Raw genomic sequence first — 5,886 nt, forward strand, 5'->3', positions numbered from 1 at the left:
GGTTGAGTTCAGCGATTAGTCAACTTGACCGGAAATACAAAGCCGTCGAGTCCAAGCTTTATTGCCCGATCAATTTCCGCGTCGAGTTGAGCATAGAGCTGCTTCCGCTCCCGCCGAACTAAAATCTTTTCGGCTTCCGCTTGCAGCTCGGCCTGTGTCCGCATCCGGTAGGTTTTGGCCTTACGATCGTATTTGAGCGGGTGAACCATAACCTCCGCAGTCGTCTCTGCCATTGATGATCCTCGATGTCATGCGCCGTGAACCGGCTCAAGGCCGGTCACGGTCGCAGAATGTGAAATTTGGGGAAGGTCGCGGCTTCCGTTTTGCTGGCCCGATGCCTGACGGCTTGGCTCTGATGGCGGAAGATACCTGATCGCGCGACGATCACGATGTATGTCGCTTGCCGGATCAATGCAAGTCGTCAGTGAAGTACAATCCGCCGCTCGCCTGCAGCAACCTCGCCGACGAAATTGAGAAATACATCCACCATGGTTTCGCAGCGATCGCGAACGTCGTCGTCAAGGCTATCGACTACCTCGACGGCTGAGAGTTCGCCGCGAGGAGTTCCGGTCCATGCTTCGATTATGCGGGTAATAAGCTCGTCACGATTGATCATGAGCATTGAAGGGTATCCTGTGTTGAAGAGAACCGACGCCAATCTGAGTCCGCCGTGCAGGACTGGCAAGTCGGCGAAGGCCGAACCGTCAAGCCCAACTTTCACGGTGTGTAAAGTGAGTGACAATTCCGGTTGCTTGATCAAGGTGAGGATCGCCGAACATTAAATTTTCGATGTCAAGCGGTTCATCGATAGCCGGGTTTGCCCCCGCCAGTCGTTGGGACTTGCGTGGGATGTCAAGTGTCAGTTAATTTCGGTGCAAGATGCACCGAAATTAAATTCATGACGCCCCAAGCCAAAGGCCGACGTTAGAAGAATGCGTCATTGACGCCTCATCCACCCGCCAGACCGTGGCTTGAACCATCCCGGATGCCGTTGCGGTTGAGGCTGCGTGAATGCCGAATGGATCGATCCGTCATCTTCATCATGACGTTCGATGACCAGAGGCTTCGGCGTTGGCCGCACTGGAGCTGCTGGAGTAGTCGGAGCTGGAGGCGCTACGGTGCGGATTTCAGTCGCCTGCCTGATGAAACCGGGCAACGATTTTCTAACGGCAAGCGCTCCGACGAGTGTATCCAACGGCTCGTTGCGTTCGACTACCTTTTCCCAGACGCTATAGGTTTGGCCCATTCTCTTACGTGTGACACGACGCTCCGAGTTCAGACCTTTGAAATATCTCGGACCAAACTCTTCGGCGTTGGTCGGAAAGTGAATGAAGCCTGCCTTGCGCTCTCCGGGTTCAGGTGCAGTGATCTTTAATTTTGCGTAGATGCTTTCCTTCGCAGCATCGACTCCGATCAGCCATAACGGGAAACCTGTATTCGATTTCGTCGGGAGCTTAGTCCAGATAGGACGGGCACCGGCCTGACCTTTGCAGGCGAACACTCGACGGCCACGATGTTGATTGCAAAACTCGAATACGCTTGCAGCATGATGTCCGCCCGTATCGATACCGAATGCTGCAATCGTCAGCGGTCGTCCGCTGATGGTGGAGAACTTCTCACGCAACAGCTCGTCGAGATCATGCCAAACCGTAGGCTGAGCCGGATCGCCGAAAAGGATTTCATACTTGAACGGCCAAGCCTCTTCTTCGGCACCCCAAGATACCAACTGCACTTCGAGGCGATCGTCCTGAACGTCAGCAAAGCCGGTAACGCAGATGACACACTCAGGCAACGAATTGCCGTCGTAATGCTCTGCACGCTGCAGCAACGATGCCTCGTTGAGCCCGTCGCCGCACTTGACTTCCCAGAGTTCGCACAGCGCAGTGTTAGTCCATTTCCTCAGCAACTCGGGATCGCCTTGAGCTTCTAAGAACTCGCGAACGATATCGCTGAGTGAATGGCGCTTGGAGTAGAGCTTGCTGACACAAAATCCGGCATGGCCTGCATAGGGCGATGGTTGTTCGCAATGCTGGCAGAGCGAACGGCCTTCTGCATTCCAAACAACCGGAGTTTGTTTCTCTCCGCAACAGCTAAACTCTGCCGTCTGACGCCAACCATGATCACTGGCAGTCGCCAGCTCATCGAGGGCAGCAATACGCTCACGCTCAGTCCAGAGCACTCCGCAGACGCCGCATGAGATAGCCGCTGTATCCGGCAGATGCTCTCCAGCCTCATCCTTAGACCAACGCATATTGGCCCAGCTCAGAGTTTGATGCTCGAAGCAATGGGGACACTGGATATAAAGACGCCGCTGATCGGATGCCGCATACTCACGGCCGATGCGAGACTCGTTTTTGACAGTTGGGCTGCAGGTACGAACGAACTTTGCGCGACCAACGGCCTTGTACGTTGACGCCCGCTCTTCGGCCAGTTTGAGCGGATCGCCTTCTGCACCTGCTGATACAGGGTACTTATCGATCTCGTCGCACAGAATGATGCGCTTCGGACGGGACGCGAGGTCCGTAGGACTGTTTGCGCCAACAAGGTCCAGAGCGCCACCGGGATATGATTTATGTTGGATGGTGCAATCAGAGTTGTGTGCGCCAGTATCGAAGAGAGCGCGAAGCTCCGGAGATGACTCTATCGACGGTGCAAGCCGTTCCTTACTGAAAGACTCGGCACTTGATTGTGTCGGCTGCACGAACAGAACTGCAGCCGACTCATGATGCATATGATAGAGCGCTGTATTGATCAGCAACTCGGACTTCACAACCTGAGTGGCCGACATGATCGTGATCGTATGATTGCGATCGTCGGTGACGGCCAACATCATGCCGTAACAACATGGTTGGGCGGAAGTTCTCCAAAGCCCCGGACTGACTGATGTCTTGGCAGGCACGTAACGATAGCGCTCGCTCCACTCGACTAGGTTGAGATGCTCCGGAGCTTTGCAAACCTCGCAGGCTTCCGTGATGGCTGAGATGATTTCCCGGTTCATTGGCGAGTACCATCGTTATAAAACGCGCCGTGCAAACGCTGTGCTTCGGCGTTGCGGACGGCTGATGCTTCCTCTGCGGTGTCGAATAGACCGAGATAATGCCGATGACCGTTGAGCGTCACATAAGCTTGATATTTGCCGCACGTATGCAAATTAACGCCAACGAAGCCAGACGAATTGTCAACGCGGAGACCTTGAAGATTGCACATATTCTCGCTCTGAGAAGCCTCGCGAAGATTTTCGAGACGATCTTGGTCGAGGCGACCGATACCGCGAATGTGATCGATCTGATCGGTAGGCCAGCGACCATAAACGTAGAGCCACACAAGATGATGTGCGCGATATTTTCGGTAATCGATCGTGATAATGCGATAGCCTTGGTCATTCATCGCCCCAACCACATCGCCAGCGCGATTTTTATTTTTATTGCGACCGCCTTGCCGGTTTACTCGATTGCGAAACAATCCCGATCTAGGGCTATACGTCAGCACCTCCCTCAACCTCTCTGCAGTCAACTCAGTCATCTTCTGTCCCTCATAAAACAATAGAGCCACCGACGCCGAAGCGCCGATGGCTCTCTCTCGATCACTGACGTACATCCGGTCAGTGATCAAAACCTCTATTTCCTATCGACTACCCATGAGCGATCGTATCCTGACCAGCGCAAGTCCTTGCCGATGTACATCAGCTTTTTCGGCTCACCATCGATATGCAGATGCAGTTCTCGGTCGTAAGGTACGCGCCAGATGACGACGCCTGCAGTAGGGTAGTCCCAGCATAACCTCTCGGCGATGTTCTCGGCTTCACTCATCGTGAGGCACGTAGCAATGACGCCTTCTGTGACGACATGCCTGTCATCGCGCTCGACGAGGCATTCAAGGTCGAATGCGTAGCTCATGCGCGATCAACGTCCGACCAATTGGCGGGACACCCGTGATGGGCTTCGAAGTATCTGGCAATGCGCCAGTGCCTTGCAGAGTCGCGCGAACGATGATCGTCGCGGGCTTGGATCGCTTTGTTGCGATGCCACTGCACAACGTTCTCAAAGATTTCTTCGTGACTGATTTGCATCAGCGGGCTTCCGCAGCCTTAGCGATCGCGAGCAGTTGCTCAAATACCTGCCATTCATACTCATGAGGCAGTGCGGGAGCACCCCTCTGATTGAAGTCGAAAGCAGCGGCCATCGCCTCACGGCACAAATTGGAGAGATTGCCGTTGCTCCAATCCTTATTGCCGTCGAGCAACTGCATGAGGATCGGGCGGGCAGCTTTAAAGCACTGTTGAGAGTCTAACATTTGGGTAGTTCTCCGTTTGGGTTTGACAAAGAAAAGCCCGGCTCGAATGGCCGGGCTTGCATCATTGGTGGTGTGGTTGGTTTAGCCCTTCGGCATATTGGCGAGCGTATCGAAGAGATCGTCGGCACCGTCAGCGTAGAAGGCAAGAGGATGCTGATCACAATAACGACGCATGCCCTGCTTTACCTGCAGATATGATATCGACGTAAGGTCTTTCGTGCGCTTGCCCTCAAACGAAAGCACCGCATTCTTTCCAGACCAGAAGCCGAAGAGCCATGACGCATAGGATTGCTCCGACACGTCTCCGTAGCGCTGGTAGTCACGTCCGAAGTCAGCGCATGAGCTGTATCCGTATCCGCGACCGTCAGCATGGTCGGTACCGCTGCTGTTGGCGTTTGCAGCGCTACCAGCGATGAGCATGGCGAGAGCTGCCGTAATGGCAATAAGGTGTTTCAAGTTCTGTTCCTCTATGGGGGTGAATGTGTGTTGCTGCGGACTTGGCGCTGCGATCGGGTAGTCGCAAGATCGCCGAGAGCTGGAAAAGGTAGTCGTTACTTGCGGGTCCGCATGGCTTCCATCATGCGTTTCGCGAAATGCCGCTGACTGCTTTCCCGCATGATCGTCTCAAAGTCCTCGAAGAATGGCACGTCAGCCGGTTGCTGAACCTTGGGCGTGAGGATGTACATAAGGCGAAGATGCTTGTTTTTACCACGACCAACGGCCTGATAGATTTTGTTTCCCTTCACCACCTTGTTCGGCATGTTTGCTGGACGCTGGCTCTGCCGTACACCAGAGGCACCACGGCTCACGTTGTCGGTCGGAACGACCAGATGAGCGCCCTTCGGCAGCTTCACACCGCCCGACGCATGCAACGCCAAGTGCGCACGTTGATCCGGTGTGTTGTCGAATATCTCGACTTCGAGATCGTACTTGGTTGACCACTTCGTCCGCAACGCCCAACGCAGGAAGGATGCGTTTCGCACCTTCACGGCTTTCGGCCATGTCTCTTCGATCAGGTACTCGTAGGCATCGTTCGCCGCGTCATTGAGTGCACGGGACAATGCGAACGGCATTTGATCTATCGCTGCATCCATCCGCTTAACCTGCTCTTCGAATGGCGCGAGATCGATTTTGAACGTAAACATGATTTGCGTGATCCTGCGTAGAAACGAAAACGGCCAGCAAATCGGCTGGCCGTGTTTTGTGATGATTAGTTCATGGTTGGCTACAGGATCAATGCAACTGCCAACGCCATGAACGATGTGAACATGATCCATTCATAGCGCGATAAGCTGGCAAGCCTGAGAACCACAACGATGGCTGCAAGCGTCACCAGAATGACGACGAGCAGGTAGTTCGGAATTACAACAATCATTGATGCGCCTCCGTTTGCGGTAATCATCACGACTACCGCATCCGGGTTGTCACGATGTATAAGTCTTAGGACTAGGCGTCCTGCGATGCCATCGCCATGGGGCGACCGCGATTGAGCCGGGCTTCTTTGAACAGACCGTTGACATTCGCGCTCGTTCGCGTGCCTTTCGGCATGTTGCTGAAATTCACATTTACGTTCGCGCTGCCATCGACCTTAAC

Annotated in this window: 9 protein-coding genes; all 9 read right to left on the reverse strand. The window is 54.2% G+C overall.

Annotation, left to right across the window (positions count from 1 at the left end):
* Positions 1-8 precede the first annotated feature (8 nt).
* The 9 genes from AS156_RS03735 to AS156_RS42695 all read right to left on the reverse strand — a co-directional run bounded on the left by AS156_RS03735 (position 9) and on the right by AS156_RS42695 (position 5,668).
* Positions 9-233, reverse strand: coding sequence for a hypothetical protein (locus AS156_RS03735; RefSeq protein ID WP_066500179.1), 225 nt, complete (start codon positions 231-233; stop codon positions 9-11).
* A gap of 188 nt (positions 234-421) precedes the next feature.
* Positions 422-760 carry a hypothetical protein gene (locus AS156_RS41725; protein WP_136625987.1) on the reverse strand — a complete coding sequence of 113 codons (339 nt, stop codon included), beginning with the start codon at positions 758-760 and terminating at the stop codon, positions 422-424.
* 177 nt (positions 761-937) lie between these two features.
* Positions 938-2,998: a phage terminase large subunit family protein gene (locus AS156_RS40240; RefSeq protein WP_082747303.1), complete on the reverse strand. Its 2,061-nt coding sequence runs from the start codon at positions 2,996-2,998 to the stop codon at positions 938-940.
* Complete coding sequence (locus AS156_RS40245) at positions 2,995-3,522, reverse strand: HNH endonuclease (RefSeq protein ID WP_160331047.1); 528 nt, start codon at positions 3,520-3,522, stop codon at positions 2,995-2,997. The genes AS156_RS40240 and AS156_RS40245 overlap by 4 nt, the downstream gene beginning before the upstream one ends.
* Positions 3,523-3,617: 95 nt before the next feature.
* On the reverse strand, positions 3,618-3,896 hold the full coding sequence (locus AS156_RS03755; RefSeq protein WP_066500190.1) for a hypothetical protein: 279 nt from the start codon (positions 3,894-3,896) through the stop codon (positions 3,618-3,620).
* A 172-nt stretch (positions 3,897-4,068) separates the two neighbouring features.
* The gene (locus tag AS156_RS03760) at positions 4,069-4,293 is read right to left on the reverse strand and encodes a hypothetical protein (protein WP_066500191.1); all 225 of its coding nucleotides are present in this window, start codon (positions 4,291-4,293) and stop codon (positions 4,069-4,071) included.
* Between the two features lie 81 nt (positions 4,294-4,374).
* Positions 4,375-4,749 carry a hypothetical protein gene (locus tag AS156_RS03765; protein WP_136625988.1) on the reverse strand — a complete coding sequence of 125 codons (375 nt, stop codon included), beginning with the start codon at positions 4,747-4,749 and terminating at the stop codon, positions 4,375-4,377.
* Between the two features lie 95 nt (positions 4,750-4,844).
* Entirely contained in the window at positions 4,845-5,438 is a 594-nt protein-coding gene (locus AS156_RS03770; protein ID WP_066500200.1) for a hypothetical protein, read from the reverse strand.
* An 80-nt stretch (positions 5,439-5,518) separates the two neighbouring features.
* Positions 5,519-5,668 (reverse strand): hypothetical protein, encoded by a 150-nt coding sequence (locus tag AS156_RS42695; RefSeq protein WP_160331048.1) that lies wholly within the window; start codon positions 5,666-5,668, stop codon positions 5,519-5,521.
* Between the last annotated feature and the right edge of the window lie 218 nt (positions 5,669-5,886).

Origin of the sequence: Bradyrhizobium macuxiense (assembly GCF_001542415.1) — a bacterium.
GTDB lineage: Bacteria > Pseudomonadota > Alphaproteobacteria > Rhizobiales > Xanthobacteraceae > Bradyrhizobium > Bradyrhizobium macuxiense.